We start from the raw sequence: 16,298 nt of genomic DNA on the forward strand, positions 1-16,298 counted from the left end.
TAGTGTATCGCAGAACAGGCAGGCTCGTGCGGGGAAACTTCAAACGGTTTTCATCAGCGCAACAGATGCGCAACAGCGCGCATCTGCGCCGGAAAAAGGGTGCGCCAGGCGACGCACCAGTTACTGCAAAATATCGGCAGTGCGGGGATGGGTTACCCCTTGCCTTTTACACTGCTGATAAAAGTGGCACGGGCGGTTTTTGACCCGAGGCGTTCAGCTTCATTCAACAATTTCAGCGCCTTATCAATATCGCCTTTGGCAGCGGCCTGTTTGATGGCCTGATTGAAATAACTCTCCGTATCATTCAGCATTGGCTCGCTTTTCGCGGCTGGCGCAGGAGCAACAGCCGGAGCCGCTACCGGCGCAGGTTGTGCGCTATAGACCGGCGCCGCAGTGTTACCCACGGTGACCGGGCCTGGGCCAGAAGAGCCAAACAGCGGGCCGACCAGCACGCTGGAACCGCTGCTGTTTTTCACTTTCAGCGTCAGTTTTCCGTCAGTGCCGTGCTTCGCAATAGGATCAGGAATATCCGGCACCGCATTGCCGGTGCCTTTGGCATAGGCTTTTGCCGGATCGATTAATTTCGTAGTGCGCTGTAAGTCGTTGTTTGTAGTAAAAACAAGTACATAGATTTTTTGTTGTCCCAGCGCAGGCGTCAGGCGCATTACCCCTTCCAGACGATCGGCGCTCATCACACCGGGTTCCTGATAGGTAAAGTACTCGCTGGGGAAATAGGCTGAAGGCGTCATGTTTTGATCAAGAATCAGCACGTTCGGCGCAAATACGCTGGTTTGCTTATCCACTTCGCTGGTTAACGTCAGCGTCAGTTCGCCGATGTTCGCCGGTACGCTCCACGCCGCAACCGGGCCGCTAATACCCGGCACATCGAGGCGTTGACCGCCGGTTGCCAGCTGCGTGGATTGAGTTTTCGATTGATCGACCGGCGTCCAGGTCAGTTGCTGTAATGCCGATGCCGGAATTGACGGCGCGGCAGTGGTGTTTTGCGGGACAAAATTGACATCAGCGAAGCTAACCCCGGGAGCGCCCGCCAGTAAACCGGCGGTCAGGCACAGGGCGACGAGATTTTTTTTCATTTTCATTGTTATCACCTTTTCTGCACGGGAACAGCGAACGCCAGGCAATAGCGCGCTGACCCAAGGGTTGAGGGGCTTGCGCCCCTCTTTTGGTCATTACGTCAGGTTAAGCGTGGATTACCACCAGATTTCCATCTGTGCGCCGAAGCTCCACTCATCGTTGTCGCCACGGCTGGTGGTGGTGAAACCAGAGTCGTTCGCCGCAGCGAAGCGCGTTACAGAATCACCGTTTTTGATGTAGCCCCATTTCTCATCCCATTTCGCATAGGTCGCGAAAATACGAATTGCCGGACGAGACCAGATGCTGTCGCCTGCCTGCCATTGCTGTGCAAGGGTGATTTTGTACTGGCTGTTTCTGTCGCCGGTCTGCTGGGATTTCACGTTGTCGTAGCCCACTTCCAGCAGGGTGCTCATGATTGGCGTCCATTTGTACATTGGACGAACGCCCACGGTCCACCAGTCGGTGCCGAGTTTAGAATCGAGATCCTGCTTCTGATACATACCGACATACATCAGGTCCCATTTCTCACTCAGCGTGATTGCACCGTGATCCAGCACGCGCCACAGCTTACCGTCGTTGTTACCACCGACGAAATCGTCATAGTCGCCGGATTGGTAAGTCCCTTGCGGAATACCTTTACCCTGCGTGGTCATGGCGTCGGTTGCGTACTGCAGAACAAACTTGTTGTAGCCTTTCAGCATGCTCTGGGTATGTTCAGCAGTGAACATCCAGCCATCTTTCGAATCGTTGTCGTTCACATAGCGGTAATTGTCGGTTTTGTTTGCACGACCGTAATCAAAGCCCAGTTCCAGCATGCCGTCCGGGTTGGTCTGAAGACCGGCTAAACGCACATCGAAGACGTCGTTGGCGGTATCTTTAACCACGTCATACACGCCCGGGCTACTGAAGGTAACAGAGCCGCCAGATTCAGAAGAACGGGTTGCCGCCAGAGAGAGTTTACCGAAGCCAAGATCGACGTTTTCCAGACCTGCGCCCGGGCCTGAGATATCCCAGTAGTAGAAGTCGATCATGTGCACATCATGACGCTGGTAGAAGCGTTTACCGGCCCAGATGGTGGCACCTGGCAGCGCATCGATCAGGTTTTTACCCTGTACGTTCGCTTCACGGAAAGCCGGGCTGGTGGCTTCCCAGTCATTTTGCTGTGACACGGAGTAGGCCACGTTCGTGTCGAAGTAGAAGCTCTTATCGCCCTCTTTCCACACTTCCTGGCCGAGTTTTAATTCTGCGTAGGTTTCACATTCGTTACCGAGACGGTATTTAGCACCTGCACCGGTCGCCTGGAAGCATTGCTGCTCGCCGCCGCTGCCGGTCCAGCCGATGCCGGAACGCGCGTAACCTTTGAAGTCGACGGCGCCCGCCTGCGCAGACAAAATGCCTGCGGTAATGGCGAGAGCCAGGGGTAGTTTGCGCAGAGTAATCATCATTCTATCTCCTGAGATCATTGCTTTTCTGTTTACACTTGGCCCTGGAAGGGTTGGTGTAAGTTTTTTTGGGGTACGCTCAAACACCCGGCTCTTTGTGTAACCGGCGGCAGGCGGTGCCATCTTCACGGAACAGATGGCAGCGCTCCGGCGGTAAGCCGATAGCGAATGTGGCACCCTCTTCTACCAGCACGACGTCAGTCTGGCGGTAGACCAGGTTCTGGCGTATTGCGGGGATCTGGATATGAATTTGTGTTTCGTGACCAAGCTGTTCTACGACCTGCACTTCCCCTTCCAGCGTGACATCGGCGATGTCGCTTGGAAGTAGATGCTCCGGGCGAATGCCCAAAGACATATTCGCGCCGACCTGCACATTGGCGCTGTCCACCGGCAGCCAAACCTGCTGGCGGTTAGGCAGCTCAACCTGCACCTGTTCAATGGCGGTGGCCGTCACTTTTACCGGCAGGAAATTCATCTTCGGCGAGCCAATAAAGCCCGCAACAAAGCGGTCAGCCGGGTAGTGATAGAGTTCCAGTGGTTTCCCGACCTGCGCTACGCGACCGGCGTCCAGCACCACAATCTTGTCGGCCAGCGTCATGGCTTCGACCTGATCGTGGGTGACGTAAATCATCGTGCGGCCAAGGCGTTTATGCAGACGGGAGATCTCAATACGCATCTGCACGCGCAGCGCGGCATCAAGGTTGGAAAGGGGTTCATCAAGTAAGAAGACGCTGGGTTCAGCCACCAGCGTACGACCAATCGCCACGCGCTGGCGCTGGCCGCCAGAGAGCGCTTTCGGTTTGCGTTCCAGCAAGTGCGCCAGTTGCAACACCTCCGCCACCTGAGTGACGCGCGATTTAATGATCTCTTTTTTCGCACCCGCTAACTTCAGGCCGAAAGACATGTTTTCCGCTACCGACAGGTGCGGATAAAGCGCGTAGGACTGAAATACCATCCCGACGCCGCGTTCGGCGGGGGGAACATCATTCATGCGGGTATCGCCGATAAACAACTCCCCGCTGGTAATGGTTTCCAGCCCGGCAATCATGCGCAGCAGCGTCGATTTACCACAGCCTGACGGGCCGACAAACACCACAAATTCACCTTCGTGAATGTCGAGATTGATCTCTTTTGAGACCACTACATCGCCCCAGGCTTTCGTTACGTTACGAAGCTGTACGCTCGCCATGCCCTTCTCCCTTCGTTACAACCTGTCACCAACAGAAACATTCAACGTTGGCTGACTATGGGGCATCAGTACAGCGGGCGAATCCTCCACCCCTGCGGTTTTTTATGGGGGAGGAGGCGGGAGGATGAGAAGGTTTGCTCTGCACCCCGTATCGCCGGGTGACAGGCATTTTCGTGACGAAACCTGCAAAAATCGGCTCTTTTTTATGTGCTCTGACACACATAATGAAAATCTATGTAACACAGATCACACAAATCGCCCCAGGGGCGTAGGGATAAGGAGGATGAGAAGTACTTGTCAAAAAAGGAGACTAATCCCGTCAGACCACCTTGCACGTATCCACGAGCACATCACCAAATAGGACGGGATATATGAAAATCAAAACAGGCGCACGCATCCTCGCATTGTCCGCACTGGCGACGATGATGTTCTCCGCCTCTGCCCTCGCCAAAATCGAAGAAGGTAAGCTGGTTATCTGGATCAATGGCGATAAAGGCTATAACGGCCTTGCCGAAGTGGGTAAGAAATTCGAGAAAGACACCGGCATCAAAGTGACGGTTGAACATCCGGACAAGCTGGAAGAGAAATTCCCGCAGGTTGCCGCGACCGGCGATGGCCCGGACATTATCTTCTGGGCGCACGACCGCTTTGGCGGCTACGCGCAATCTGGCCTGCTGGCAGAAGTCACCCCGGACAAAGCCTTCCAGGACAAGCTGTTCCCCTTCACCTGGGACGCCGTGCGCTACAACGGCAAATTAATCGCTTACCCGATTGCTGTCGAATCGCTGTCGCTGATTTATAACAAAGACCTCGTACCGAACCCGCCAAAAACCTGGGAAGAGATCCCGGCGCTGGATAAACAGCTGAAAGCGAAAGGTAAGAGCGCGCTGATGTTTAACCTGCAAGAACCGTACTTCACCTGGCCGCTGATCGCTGCCGACGGCGGTTACGCGTTCAAGTATGAAAACGGCAAATACGATGTGAAAGATGTCGGCGTTGACAATGCAGGCGCGAAAGCGGGCCTCGGCTTTCTCGTCAAGCTGATTAAAGATAAACACATGAATGCCGACACGGATTACTCCATCGCTGAAGCGGCGTTCAACAAAGGCGAAACCGCGCTGACCATCAATGGTCCGTGGGCATGGGCCAACATTGATAAGAGCAAGATCAATTACGGCGTCGCACCGCTGCCAACCTTCCACGGTAAACCATCCAAACCGTTCGTCGGCGTGCTGAGCGCAGGCATTAACGCCGCCAGCCCGAACAAAGAACTGGCAAAAGAGTTCCTGGAAAACTACCTGCTGACCGATGCCGGTCTGGCGGATGTCAACAAGGACAAACCGCTGGGCGCCGTAGCGCTGAAATCGTACCAGGAAGAGTTAGCGAAAGATCCGCGCATTGCTGCCACCATGGCTAACGCAAAAACCGGTGAAATTATGCCGAACATCCCGCAGATGGCCGCCTTCTGGTATGCCACCCGCACTGCCGTTATCAATGCCGTGAGCGATCGTCAGACCGTTGATGCTGCACTGAAAGACGCGCAGGGTCGCATTACCAAGTAAAAATGTGAATGCCTTATCCCCGGAAAAGGATAAGGCAACCTGGACAGTTGTATACACGGCATTATTCGCGCGACATCGCGGCGGCAAGGTTGTGTATCCCCGGGCGCTTACAAAAGTAAGTGACTGGGGTGCGCAACCGTAGCCAACAAAGAGGCCGCGTGAAGAGTGCCGCGTAGAGAGGAAATCCCCATGGATGTTGTAAAGAAGCGCCATTGGTGGCAAAGCCCACAGCTTGCCTGGACCGTCATTACCCTGATCGGGCTGCTGGTGGCATACCTTGTCGTTATGATGTATGCCCAGGGGGAATACCTTTTCGCCATTACCACGCTCGTGCTCAGTTCGGCGGGCCTGTATATTTTCGCCAACCGTAAAACCTACGCCTGGCGCTATGTTTATCCGGGCATGGCCGGGATGGGGCTGTTCGTCCTGTTCCCGCTGATTTGTACGATCGCCATCGCCTTTACCAACTACAGCAGTACCAACCAGTTAACGCAGGAACGCGCGCAGCAGGTGCTGCTCGATCGCTCCTTCCAGGCGGGAAAAGCCTACAACTTTGGTCTTTATCCGGAAGGGGATGAATGGCGGCTGGCGCTCACCGATGGCGACAGCGGCAAAAATTACCTCTCCGACGCCTTTAAACCTGGCGGCGAACAGCAACTGGCTCTGAAAGAGGTGCCAGCGCTGCCGACCGGTGAACGCGCTAATTTGCGTGTCATTACGCAAAATCGTCAGGCGCTGAACCAGCTTACCGCCATCCTGCCGGATGAGAGCAAAGTGATAATGAGCTCGCTGCGCCAGTTTTCCGGCACGCGCCCGCTCTACCAGCTCGCGCAGGACGGTACGCTGACCAACAACCAGAGCGGCGCCAAATACCGGCCAAATAACGACATCGGTTTCTACCAGGCGATTAATGCTGACGGTAGCTGGGGCAGCGAAAAACTCAGCCCTGGTTATACGGTGACCATCGGCTGGGATAACTTCACCCGCGTCTTTACCGATGAAGGTATCCAGAAACCGTTTATCGAGATCTTTATCTGGACGGTGATCTTCTCCATTCTCACGGTGGTGCTGACCGTCGCCGTCGGCATGGTGCTGGCCTGCGTTGTGCAGTGGGAGTCGCTGAAAGGCAAAGCGATTTACCGCGTGCTGCTGATTCTGCCTTACGCGGTGCCGTCGTTTATCTCGATCCTGATCTTTAAAGGGCTGTTTAACCAGAGCTTCGGTGAGATCAACATGATGCTGAGCGCGCTGTTCGGCATTAAACCGGCCTGGTTCAGCGATCCGACCACTGCCCGCGCGATGATCGTGATCGTTAACACCTGGCTTGGCTATCCCTACATGATGATCCTTTGCATGGGGCTGCTGAAAGCGATCCCGGACGATCTGTATGAAGCCTCGGCAATGGATGGCGCCGGGCCGTTGCAGAACTTTTTCCGCATCACTTTCCCGCTGTTGATCAAGCCACTGACGCCGCTGATGATCGCCAGTTTTGCCTTTAACTTTAACAACTTCGTGCTGATCCAGTTGCTGACCAACGGCGGGCCGGACCGCATCGGCACCACCACTCCGGCGGGTTATACCGACCTGCTGGTGAGCTACACCTACCGCATCGCCTTTGAAGGCGGCGGCGGTCAGGACTTTGGGCTTGCAGCCGCTATCGCCACGCTGATTTTCCTGCTGGTAGGCGCGCTGGCTATCGTCAACCTGAAAGCCACGCGCATGAAATTCGATTAAGGAGGACGACATTATGGCTATGGTGCAGGCAAAATCGCAGAAGCTGCGGCTGTTTATCACCCATGCGTTACTGCTGGTGTTTATTGCCGCCATCATGTTCCCGCTGCTGATGGTGGTCGCCATTTCGCTGCGTGAAGGTAACTTCGCTACCGGCAGCCTGATCCCGGATAACATCTCCTGGGAGCACTGGCGACTGGCGCTGGGTTTTAGCGTCGAGCATGCCGACGGGCGTGTCACTCCGCCGCCGTTCCCGGTGCTGCTGTGGCTGTGGAACTCGGTGAAAATCGCCGCCATTACTGCCGTGGGCATTGTCGCGCTCTCCACTACCTGCGCATACGCGTTCGCCCGTATGCGTTTTCCCGGCAAAGCGACGCTGCTGAAAGGGATGCTGATTTTCCAGATGTTCCCGGCGGTGTTATCGCTGGTGGCGCTGTATGCGTTGTTTGATCGTCTGGGACAGTACGTGCCGTTTATCGGCCTGAATACGCACGGTGGGGTGATCTTTGCTTATCTTGGCGGGATTGCACTGCATGTGTGGACGATTAAGGGCTATTTCGAAACTATCGACAGCTCGCTGGAAGAAGCCGCTGCGCTGGATGGCGCCACGCCGTGGCAGGCGTTTCGCCTGGTGCTGCTGCCGCTGTCGGTGCCGATCCTGGCGGTGGTCTTTATTCTGTCGTTTATCGCGGCCATCACCGAAGTTCCGGTGGCCTCGCTGCTGCTGCGCGATGTCAACAGCTACACGCTGGCGGTCGGCATGCAGCAATACCTCAACCCGCAAAACTATCTGTGGGGCGATTTTGCCGCTGCGGCGGTGCTCTCCGCCATTCCGATTACGCTGGTGTTCCTGCTGGCGCAGCGCTGGCTGGTCAACGGCCTGACCGCAGGCGGAGTAAAAGGTTAACTTTCATCGTTGTTATCACGCCCTAAGTATTTCGGGTTAGAGCAAGGCGGCGACTGCACGAAACCCCGGGAGCTTACTGAAGTAAGTGACTGGGGTGAGTAAAGGAAGCCAACACAGCTATCACCCGAAAGATGACGGGCGTTGCCACTGCACCCTCAACTTAACTTGTGAAGTCGTTGGCGGCCCGAAAGGCCGCCTTTTTTTATTCGCGCTTCAGCCGTTGGGAGTTACATAACCACAGGGTGATCACCAGTAGCAGGATCGCCGCAGAGTAGATCAGCACATCCATCGGCGACTGATGATCGACGATGATCAACCGCACGATCGCGGTGATGCCGATATAGATAAAGTAGCGCAGCGGGAAATGAAAACCGGACTGAAAGTACTTCACAATCAGTGCGATAAATTCAAAATAAAGGAAGTAGACCACCAGCCCTTCCACCAGCTCATACTTGCTGGTCTGCACCGGCGAAAACAGCACATCCGCCAGATGCAGCGTCTCTTTGCCAAGAAAAACAATCAGGATCAGCCCCAGGCTCAGCAGACCCAGGTTCAGCACGGTCTGCAAAATAGTAGAAACAAACTCAGCGCGTGGACGAGTTAGCGACGTCATAACAGCACCTCATTTTATGTGGGGAATCTCCTGTATAACGTAAAAATGTGATCTGGATCTACATTATTTACTTATCTTTTGTGACAGCGCGTGGTGACATGTCTGGCTAGCCGTTTTCATGCAAGAGGAAAAAAGAGCATGCTTACAATGCGTAAAGCATCCGTGGACGACGCGGCGTTAATCAGCGAAATGGGGTTTGCCAGCTACATGCATCACTTTGCTCATCTGTGGCGCGAGCAGAGCGAATTACAGGATTTCCTCCGGCAAGAGTATGCCGTGCCGGTGCTGCAACAGAGCTTACAGGATGAAAAAAGTTGCTGGTTCATTGCCAGCGATCCCTCGCCGGTTGGCTTTGCCAAAGTCTCCTGGCATCGCGCTGTCGATGAACATGGCCCAGTGGGAACGCTGCTGCATAAACTCTATTTTCTGCCGGGCAAAACCGGCCTCGGCTACGGCGAAACGCTGCTGACGGAGATCGCGCGCGTGGCGAAAAGCCGTGGCGAAACCGCGCTCTGGCTGGAGGTACTTGATGCGAATCCCAATGCCCATCGCTTTTATCTCCGCCAGGGATTCACGCACCTGAAAGAGACCTTGTTTAGTACCCCTTCTCAGCAAAGTACACTGCACATTCTCTGTAAACCGCTCTAAAGGAGTCAGCATGCCTACCGCTACCGTGCGCCAGTCCGCCATCCGCAACGTGACCTGCGGCAAGAACGTGGTGATTTACGAACCCGCCAATCTGTATGACTGCATTCTCGGCGACAATGTGTTTGTCGGCCCGTTTGTGGAAATTCAGGGCCATACGCGAATTGGCCAGGGGAGCAAAATTGAGTCGCACAGCTTCATCTGCGAGTACGTGACTCTTGGCGAGCGTTGCTTTATCGGCCATGGCGTGATGTTCGCTAACGACATGTTCCGCGATGGCAAGCCCAATCCCGATCGCGAAAGCTGGGGACGCATTGTGATTGGCAATGATGTTTCTGTCGGTAGCGGCGCCACGATCCTGGCCGTCACCATTTGCGATGGTTGCGTTATCGGCGCGGGCAGCGTGGTAACGAAATCGTTGCACGAGAAAGGGGTCTATGCGGGAAATCCGGCGCGGTTACTGCGGCGACTGTGAAAAGCCCCCTCTCCGCCGGAGAGGGGGTGAAGGATTACTGGAAGTTGATCGTCTTATCGTTGGTCATATCATAAAGCTCAAACTTACGGCCCAGTTTCTGGCCGCCGTCACGCGTCAACGGCGTCCAGCCAACGGCTGCGCGGCTGCGGGTCGGGCCGGTCGTGAACAAATCCAACGGTACAGAGACATACACCCCTTTGGTGAACTCCCCTTCCCCGTACTGCGCCGCCGAAACGTTGGTCTTCGTGGCATACGCGCCAATGACCACGCCGCTATCAAAGTGTTTCGAGACATCCAGCGTAACGCCTTTATCCCCTGCCAGATACTGCCCGGCGCTCGCTTTAATCAGCACATCGTCGGCGAACCACGGCGTCCAGTACGCGGTGAAGTGGCCGGTTTTCACGCTGTAATCGGTGAACTTCATCATGTCCTGCGGGCTGCGCCAGTCGCGCTGTTTCACGTAGTTGCCATCAATACCGAACGCCCAGTGGCTGTCGACCGGACGCCACAGCACTTCCGCACCCGCGCCGCCAAACATGGTTTCAAGGTAACCGGCATACACCTGACCATAGAAATTATTCCCCAGGTAGTGCATGTAGTTCGCTTGCATGTTGTTGACGTAGTAGTCATTTTGCACATATTCACGCACGCGGGTACGCACGCGCGGCAATGCCGAATCGCTGGAGGTATAGCTGAATTTATCGTAGTTGTTAGCCACGTTGGCGAACAGACTGCCGGTGGTCAGTAAATGATCGGTCCACCACCAGTCGGCGGTTGCCATCACACCAACCTGATACATGTAGAAACTTTCCGGGCCGCCGAATGACTGGTTCAACACCGGATCGATATGGAAATCGAATGACGATTTATCGATATACCAGCCCTGCTCTGTGCTGTCCGGCACAATTGGCGTGACCCGTTTCTGCACCAGCTCTGTATCCTGCCCCAGCGGCTCCCCTTCCAGATGGCGCTTCAGGCTGGCGACATCCGTTTCGGTGGTGACGATCGGCATGTTAAGGCTATTTTCCGTCACGCGGATGGTGCGAATGCCATCCGGCAAGTCATTCATGATGATACGGTTTGCCCGCTCAATCCCTTCCTGGGTGTTACGGTATTTCACCTGCTGACCGGTCACATAGAGCGTATCGCCTTTCACCTGGATCTGCGGATCGGCAAAACCGGCGTTATATTTCAACAGAGTAAGCTGATTAGCCACCACCGAATGTTGCAGGATCGCGTCCTGCGGCTGCGGCTGATACTTCGGCCGCGGCGCATCGTTGTAAGCGGGACGTAAGTCGTTGAAATTATTGCGCAGGGTAAAACCAAACATCCAGGTGTTGCCGCGCTCATAGCTCAGGTTAATGTCGGCCCAGTCGGTAATGCGGTAGATCGCGCCAACGTTCACTTTGCTGCGCTGCGGCAGTTTCCCGGCATAATCCTGCTGATAGTTGTTACCTTCATACTCCAGTTTTAAACGCAGTGGGTTCCAGGGGGTCTGATATTCAACCCCACCAAACAGAGCCGTCGGGCCGCGAAACATCTGGCTGGTATCGGTGGAGCCCGCCTGTTTATAGCTGGTGTCGCGCGTACAGTATTTCTCGTCATAAGAGCAGAGCGGGTTTTTGATATTGCCGCTGGTGCCCAGATAACCCCAGCCGATACCGAGAGAGAAATCGAACGGCCCCCAGGCTTTGCTGGCAACCAGATATTCGCCGTCAAACAGCCCTGTCCCGCCGATATCCCGCGCGCCGAGGGAGACTTCCGGTAGCCAGTAGCCTTCCTGCCACAAACGCAGTTTCACATCGAAGGCTTTATCTTTGTAGGTCTGATTGCCGGAGAAGGCTTCCACCGAGCTATATTTGCGTGTGCGCACGTCGGTATAACGTAGCGTCGTTTCCAGCCACGGGAAAAGTTGTATCGAGCCAGAATAGAAACGGTACTGATTGTTATCGCGGTAGTTAAAACTCAATTCACCTTCGCGCGACATGCGTGCGGTTGGTGTTTGCAGCAATCCCACGCCGCCAAAGTCCGACTGGGATGGCCCCACCGGATCAGGATAAGATTCTGCGTGACAGGCTGCGCTAATTCCCAGCGCCAACAGGCTTATTACAAACGATTTTTTCATTATTATTCCGGTATCCGATGCGTCAGTGACTGAAGGATGTCGGCATTCAGTTCGTCATATTCGTTGCTCCACAACCCCGGAGCGAAGCCAACGAAAATCACGCTGCCGGGCATCGGCTCTACGTGGCGGCGGTTCCAGTAAGCAACCGGCACTTTTTGTGTCTGACCGGTGGGGTAAATCACCCACGCATAGCTGCGTTCCGCGCCGCTGAGCAGGCTCATATCATCCAGGTAACTCACCACATCCCTGCCTGGTGTAAACGGTTTTTTCCCTGGGCTGCTAATCAGCCCTACCACGGTAATCGTGGCCGGTTGCGGCCCCACCCACAGCGAGTATTCACCCTCCAGCGGACGGTTCGCCAGCCGGTGCGTACGAACGTAATCCGGGTCAAGATTGACTATCTGCCTGCCGGTCACTTTCACCGCCTGCAACTGCTGGCGCAGTGAATTGATGGCAGCGGCAGTGTTACCGCTTTCGTCAGCAGCAAGCGTGCTCAGGCGCGTTAACAACACCTGATGCCGGGCCTGCTCCGCCTGCGTGGCGTGACGTTCACTGACCACGGCACCGGGCCACCAGCTATCCGCAAGCCGGGGTTGCCCGACCAGATCGCTCAAACGCGCAGCGTTGGATAACGTTTTCGGTTTGCTGTCGCCAGCGACGTAGACATTCACCGTCCCGGTGGCCAGCGCGAGCGGAGAAGCGAGGCTGGCTAATAACAGAAGAAAAGTGCGCATCGTCATTGTTTAGCCGCCTTAATCAGTGTGGTCTTCACCGGGAACCAGTCTGCGCCCAGATACTGCTCCGACTGCCTGATTACCCCGGCGTCATCCACCCAGAAGCGGTTGCGCCAGCTCTTTTCGTCTGTGGTGACATCCTCGTCGAGAATACGCACCGCGGTGACATCATTCGCCAGCTTGATGGTGTCGGTGCCGTTCCAGTGGAAGACAGAACGTGCGGTGGCATAGCGCACCTGTTTGTGCTCCGTCCAGCCCATGGTGCGCGTCCAGCTTGCACCATCAATAATTTGATTCGGTTTTGCCAGCGGATCGGATGCCAGGTTATTCACTTCAATCAGGTTATCGCCGCTGAGTTGTGTTTTTACGATGCGGTAATGCTGCGTCACGATAGTCGCCTGATCCTGCGTTACCCATTTCTGCTGACCGTTTTCGTCGAAAGCGAGCACCACAAACAGTTGCGGGCCGTTGTTAAGCTGCATGTACTGGCTGGCATAGGGCATGTTGAGAATGTCTTCATCTGTCAGTTGCACGCCTGGCACGCCAAAAACGCTATCCCACAGTGAATTTCCCAGGCCTTTGATTTGGCCGGAACATGCCTGAAGCAGCAGGCAAATTAAAATAATACCAGGTCGCTTCACGACTCTTCTCCGAGAGGGGCGGAAATAACCACACCGAAGTGTGGTTATAGTTAATGTACCCGTGATTACTGAGTACTTGTGGTCGTGGTGGTCGTGGTTCCCGTGTTGGAGCCATCACCGCCACCGGTTGCCGCCAGCGCGACACCCACCGCAGACCCTACGGTGCTGACGCTCGTCGCAGCAGAACTACCTGCCGAGACAGAGGTCGCTGCCGACCCTGCCGCTTCACCGATTTGCACCGGTGCAGCAAAAGCAGAAGTCGCCGCAAGCGCGGATATGGCAAAAATGCCATACAGGACTTTTTTCATATCAATTTCCCTTCATTGAATGAATGGAGATTTACCTGAAAAAACTCAGGCGATATCGAGTATACACAACTAAAGCAGATGAATTACGCAACGGGAAATAGCGGGGAATCTTTTAGGAGAATTGGCAAATAAGGTACACCTGAGAAAGCAATTACATAAAAATGTTATGTAATTCAAACAATTAAATAATGACGAAAGGTTGATACAATAAGGCTAGTCCTAAAATGTATAGTAATACCTGGAAGTAATGACAGCTTTTTCAGATAAACCTGATCCCCGATATCTGCCGAAGAGAATCATCTCTGTCGCCATAATTTAGCAAAGGGGAAATATCAATATCAGAATCGCTTATATATTGTGGAAACCCGGAAACCAATATATATGCGCAGGGGATTAATATATTCGGCAGGCAAAAAAAGCGCCGCCGAAGCGACGCTTTGTCGATGGTTCGATTAGCCGCGCCAGGATTTGTAGCGGTTAATCAGACCGTTGGTTGAACTGTCATGGCTGGAGATGGCTTTATCATCGCCCAGCTCAGGCAGAATGCGGTTCGCCAGCTGTTTACCCAGCTCCACGCCCCACTGGTCAAAGGTGAAGATATTGAGGATAGCGCCCTGGGTGAAGATCTTGTGCTCGTAGAGCGCAATCAATGCACCGAGGCCAAACGGTGTGATTTCACGCAGCAGGATGGAGTTGGTCGGACGGTTGCCTTCAAACACTTTGAACGGCACAACGTGTTCCAGCGTGGCCGGATCTTTACCCTGATCACGATATTCCTGCTCAACCACTTCACGGGATTTGCCAAACGCCAGCGCTTCGGTCTGTGCGAAGAAGTTAGACAGCAGCTTCTGGTGATGATCGGAAAGCGCGTTGTGGGTGATGGCCGGCGCGATGAAATCACACGGCACCATTTTGGTTCCCTGGTGAATCAGCTGATAGAACGCGTGCTGACCGTTAGTTCCCGGCTCACCCCAGATAATCGGGCCGGTCTGGTAATCCACGGCGTTGCCGTTACGGTCAACGTATTTACCGTTAGATTCCATGTTACCCTGCTGGAAGTAGGCGGCAAAACGGTGCATGTACTGGTCGTACGGCAGGATCGCTTCGGTTTCAGCACCGAAGAAGTTGTTGTACCAGATGCCGATCAGCGCCAGCAGCACCGGCAGGTTTTTCGACAGCTCAGTGGTGGAGAAGTGTTTGTCCATCGCGTGAGCGCCGGAGAGCAGCTCAACAAAGTTGTCGAAGCCCACGGAGAGGATGATCGACAGACCGATGGCAGACCACAGCGAGTAGCGGCCGCCCACCCAATCCCAGAATTCAAACATGTTCGCGGTGTCGATACCAAACTCACCAACCGCTTTGCCGTTGGTGGAGAGTGCGGCGAAGTGTTTCGCAACGTGTTTTTCGTCAGCGGCGGTTTTCAGGAACCAGTCGCGCGCGCTGTGAGCGTTGGTCATGGTTTCCTGGGTAGTGAAGGTTTTAGAGGCCACGAGGAACAGCGTGGTTTCCGGGTTCACTTTTTTCAGCACTTCGGCGATATGCGTACCATCGACGTTAGAGACGAAATGCATGTTCAGGTGATTTTTGTAAGGGCGCAGTGCTTCGGTGACCATAAACGGACCGAGGTCGGAGCCGCCAATACCGATGTTCACCACGTCAGTGATCGGTTTGCCGGTATAGCCTTTCCATGCGCCTGAAATGATCGCTTCAGAGAAGGTTTTCATCTTCTCCAGCACAGCGTTCACTTCCGGCATCACATCTTTGCCATCAACCAGAATAGGGGTATTGCTACGGTTACGCAGCGCAACGTGCAGGACGGCGCGATCTTCGGTGCGGTTAATCTTTTCGCCGGAGAACATGGACTTAATTGCCGCTGTCAGCTCGGTCTCTTTGGCGAGCGCCAGCAGTTTATCCAGAGTCTCTTGCGTGATGCGGTTTTTGGAGAAATCCACCAGCATCAGATCATCGAAGGTTGCGGAAAACTTACTAAAACGGTCGCCGTCTTTCGCGAACAGATCCGCGATAGTGACGTCCTTCATGTCAGCGTAGTGTTTTTGTAATGCCTGCCAGGCAGAGGTCTGCGTTGGGTTGATGTTTTTCATAGCAATACTCTTCTGATTTGAGAATTGTGACTGCGGTCGATTGTAGCGCCTGCCGGGGAAAATTGTGATGGTTTTTGTGCCCGCCCCTCTGTTCTGCGGCTCAAGCACGGCGAAAATGGCCGATTATCCGCATAACATAAGCCATTTTACTGATTGCGAAAGCCGCATGAAAAATCCGCATAATCCCGGCGTTGACAGCGCCCCCGCTAACCCTTTATTTATAACCACACTTCTTGCGCGCGGGCGCAGAAGAAGCTTGCCGGATGGCGCTGCGTTTATCCGGCCTACAGAGTATGTAGGTCCGACACGCACACCGCCACCGGCCAGTTTTAAGTTACCCGAGCCAACGCCGCTTCAGTGCGAGAGACGACGGTAATGTATTACCAATGCATTTCGTGTTGTGGCAAGGCGGCAACTGAGCGCATCCCCGGGAGCTTACATCGGTAAGTGACCGGGGTAAGTGAAGGCAGCCAACGCCGCCACAGCGCGGCAAGCGAAGGTAAGTATTACCAACGCATTTCGTGTTGTGGCAAGGCGGCAACTGAGCGCATCCCCGGGAGCTTACATCGGTAAGTGACCGGGGTAAGTGAAGGCAGCCAACACCGCCACAGCGCGGCAAGCGAAGGTAAGTATTACCAACGCATTTCGTGTTGTGGCAAGGCGGCAACTGAGCGCATCCCCGGGAGCTTACATCGGTAAGTGACCGGGGTAAGTGAAGGCAGCCAACAC

General features: G+C 54.6%; 14 protein-coding genes. 5 read left to right on the forward strand and 9 right to left on the reverse strand.

What is annotated here, in order from left to right:
* Positions 1-152 precede the first annotated feature (152 nt).
* The 3 genes from malM to malK form a co-directional block, all read right to left on the reverse strand.
* Positions 153-1,100, reverse strand: coding sequence for a maltose operon protein MalM (malM, locus tag CWM66_RS24335; protein ID WP_007372419.1), 948 nt, complete (start codon positions 1,098-1,100; stop codon positions 153-155).
* Positions 1,101-1,211: 111 nt separating this feature from the next.
* Positions 1,212-2,540: a maltoporin gene (locus CWM66_RS24340; protein WP_007372418.1), complete on the reverse strand. Its 1,329-nt coding sequence runs from the start codon at positions 2,538-2,540 to the stop codon at positions 1,212-1,214.
* Between the two features lie 76 nt (positions 2,541-2,616).
* Positions 2,617-3,726: a maltose/maltodextrin ABC transporter ATP-binding protein MalK gene (gene malK, locus CWM66_RS24345; protein WP_007372417.1), complete on the reverse strand. Its 1,110-nt coding sequence runs from the start codon at positions 3,724-3,726 to the stop codon at positions 2,617-2,619.
* Positions 3,727-4,097: 371 nt separating this feature from the next.
* On the opposite strand from malK, the gene malE reads away from it, so the two are divergent.
* The 3 genes from malE (at position 4,098) to malG (ending at position 7,926) form a co-directional block, all read left to right on the forward strand.
* A complete protein-coding gene (malE, locus tag CWM66_RS24350; RefSeq protein ID WP_007372416.1) occupies positions 4,098-5,288 on the forward strand; it encodes a maltose/maltodextrin ABC transporter substrate-binding protein MalE in 1,191 nt (396 codons plus the stop codon).
* Positions 5,289-5,477: 189 nt separating this feature from the next.
* Positions 5,478-7,022: a maltose ABC transporter permease MalF gene (gene malF, locus CWM66_RS24360; RefSeq protein ID WP_007372415.1), complete on the forward strand. Its 1,545-nt coding sequence runs from the start codon at positions 5,478-5,480 to the stop codon at positions 7,020-7,022.
* Between the two features lie 13 nt (positions 7,023-7,035).
* The gene (malG, locus tag CWM66_RS24365; protein ID WP_007372414.1) at positions 7,036-7,926 is read left to right on the forward strand and encodes a maltose ABC transporter permease MalG; all 891 of its coding nucleotides are present in this window, start codon (positions 7,036-7,038) and stop codon (positions 7,924-7,926) included.
* 202 nt (positions 7,927-8,128) lie between these two features.
* Here malG and psiE read toward each other — a convergent pair whose 3' ends face one another.
* Positions 8,129-8,539 carry a phosphate-starvation-inducible protein PsiE gene (gene psiE / locus CWM66_RS24370; RefSeq protein WP_007372412.1) on the reverse strand — a complete coding sequence of 137 codons (411 nt, stop codon included), beginning with the start codon at positions 8,537-8,539 and terminating at the stop codon, positions 8,129-8,131.
* A gap of 138 nt (positions 8,540-8,677) precedes the next feature.
* On the opposite strand from psiE, the gene CWM66_RS24375 reads away from it, so the two are divergent.
* Positions 8,678-9,187, forward strand: coding sequence for a GNAT family N-acetyltransferase (locus CWM66_RS24375; RefSeq protein ID WP_007372411.1), 510 nt, complete (start codon positions 8,678-8,680; stop codon positions 9,185-9,187).
* Positions 9,188-9,197: 10 nt separating this feature from the next.
* Entirely contained in the window at positions 9,198-9,659 is a 462-nt protein-coding gene (locus CWM66_RS24380; RefSeq protein WP_035942755.1) for an acyltransferase, read from the forward strand.
* Positions 9,660-9,693: 34 nt separating this feature from the next.
* Here CWM66_RS24380 and CWM66_RS24385 read toward each other — a convergent pair whose 3' ends face one another.
* The 5 genes from CWM66_RS24385 to pgi all read right to left on the reverse strand — a co-directional run bounded on the left by CWM66_RS24385 (position 9,694) and on the right by pgi (position 15,569).
* Positions 9,694-11,784, reverse strand: a complete 2,091-nt coding sequence (locus tag CWM66_RS24385) for a YjbH domain-containing protein (RefSeq protein WP_007372409.1) — start codon at positions 11,782-11,784, stop codon at positions 9,694-9,696.
* 2 nt (positions 11,785-11,786) lie between these two features.
* Positions 11,787-12,524, reverse strand: a complete 738-nt coding sequence (locus tag CWM66_RS24390) for a capsule biosynthesis GfcC D2 domain-containing protein (protein WP_007372408.1) — start codon at positions 12,522-12,524, stop codon at positions 11,787-11,789.
* The gene (locus tag CWM66_RS24395; RefSeq protein WP_007372407.1) at positions 12,521-13,159 is read right to left on the reverse strand and encodes a YjbF family lipoprotein; all 639 of its coding nucleotides are present in this window, start codon (positions 13,157-13,159) and stop codon (positions 12,521-12,523) included. Before CWM66_RS24395 ends, CWM66_RS24390 begins: the two co-directional genes overlap by 4 nt.
* 65 nt (positions 13,160-13,224) lie before the next feature.
* Positions 13,225-13,467, reverse strand: a complete 243-nt coding sequence (gene yjbE, locus CWM66_RS24400) for an exopolysaccharide production protein YjbE (RefSeq protein ID WP_007372406.1) — start codon at positions 13,465-13,467, stop codon at positions 13,225-13,227.
* Between the two features lie 452 nt (positions 13,468-13,919).
* The gene (pgi, locus tag CWM66_RS24405) at positions 13,920-15,569 is read right to left on the reverse strand and encodes a glucose-6-phosphate isomerase (protein WP_107147429.1); all 1,650 of its coding nucleotides are present in this window, start codon (positions 15,567-15,569) and stop codon (positions 13,920-13,922) included.
* Positions 15,570-16,298: the final 729 nt, after the last annotated feature.

The sequence above is a fragment of the Kosakonia sp. H7A genome (assembly GCF_003028445.1).
GTDB classification, from domain to species: domain Bacteria; phylum Pseudomonadota; class Gammaproteobacteria; order Enterobacterales; family Enterobacteriaceae; genus Kosakonia; species Kosakonia radicincitans.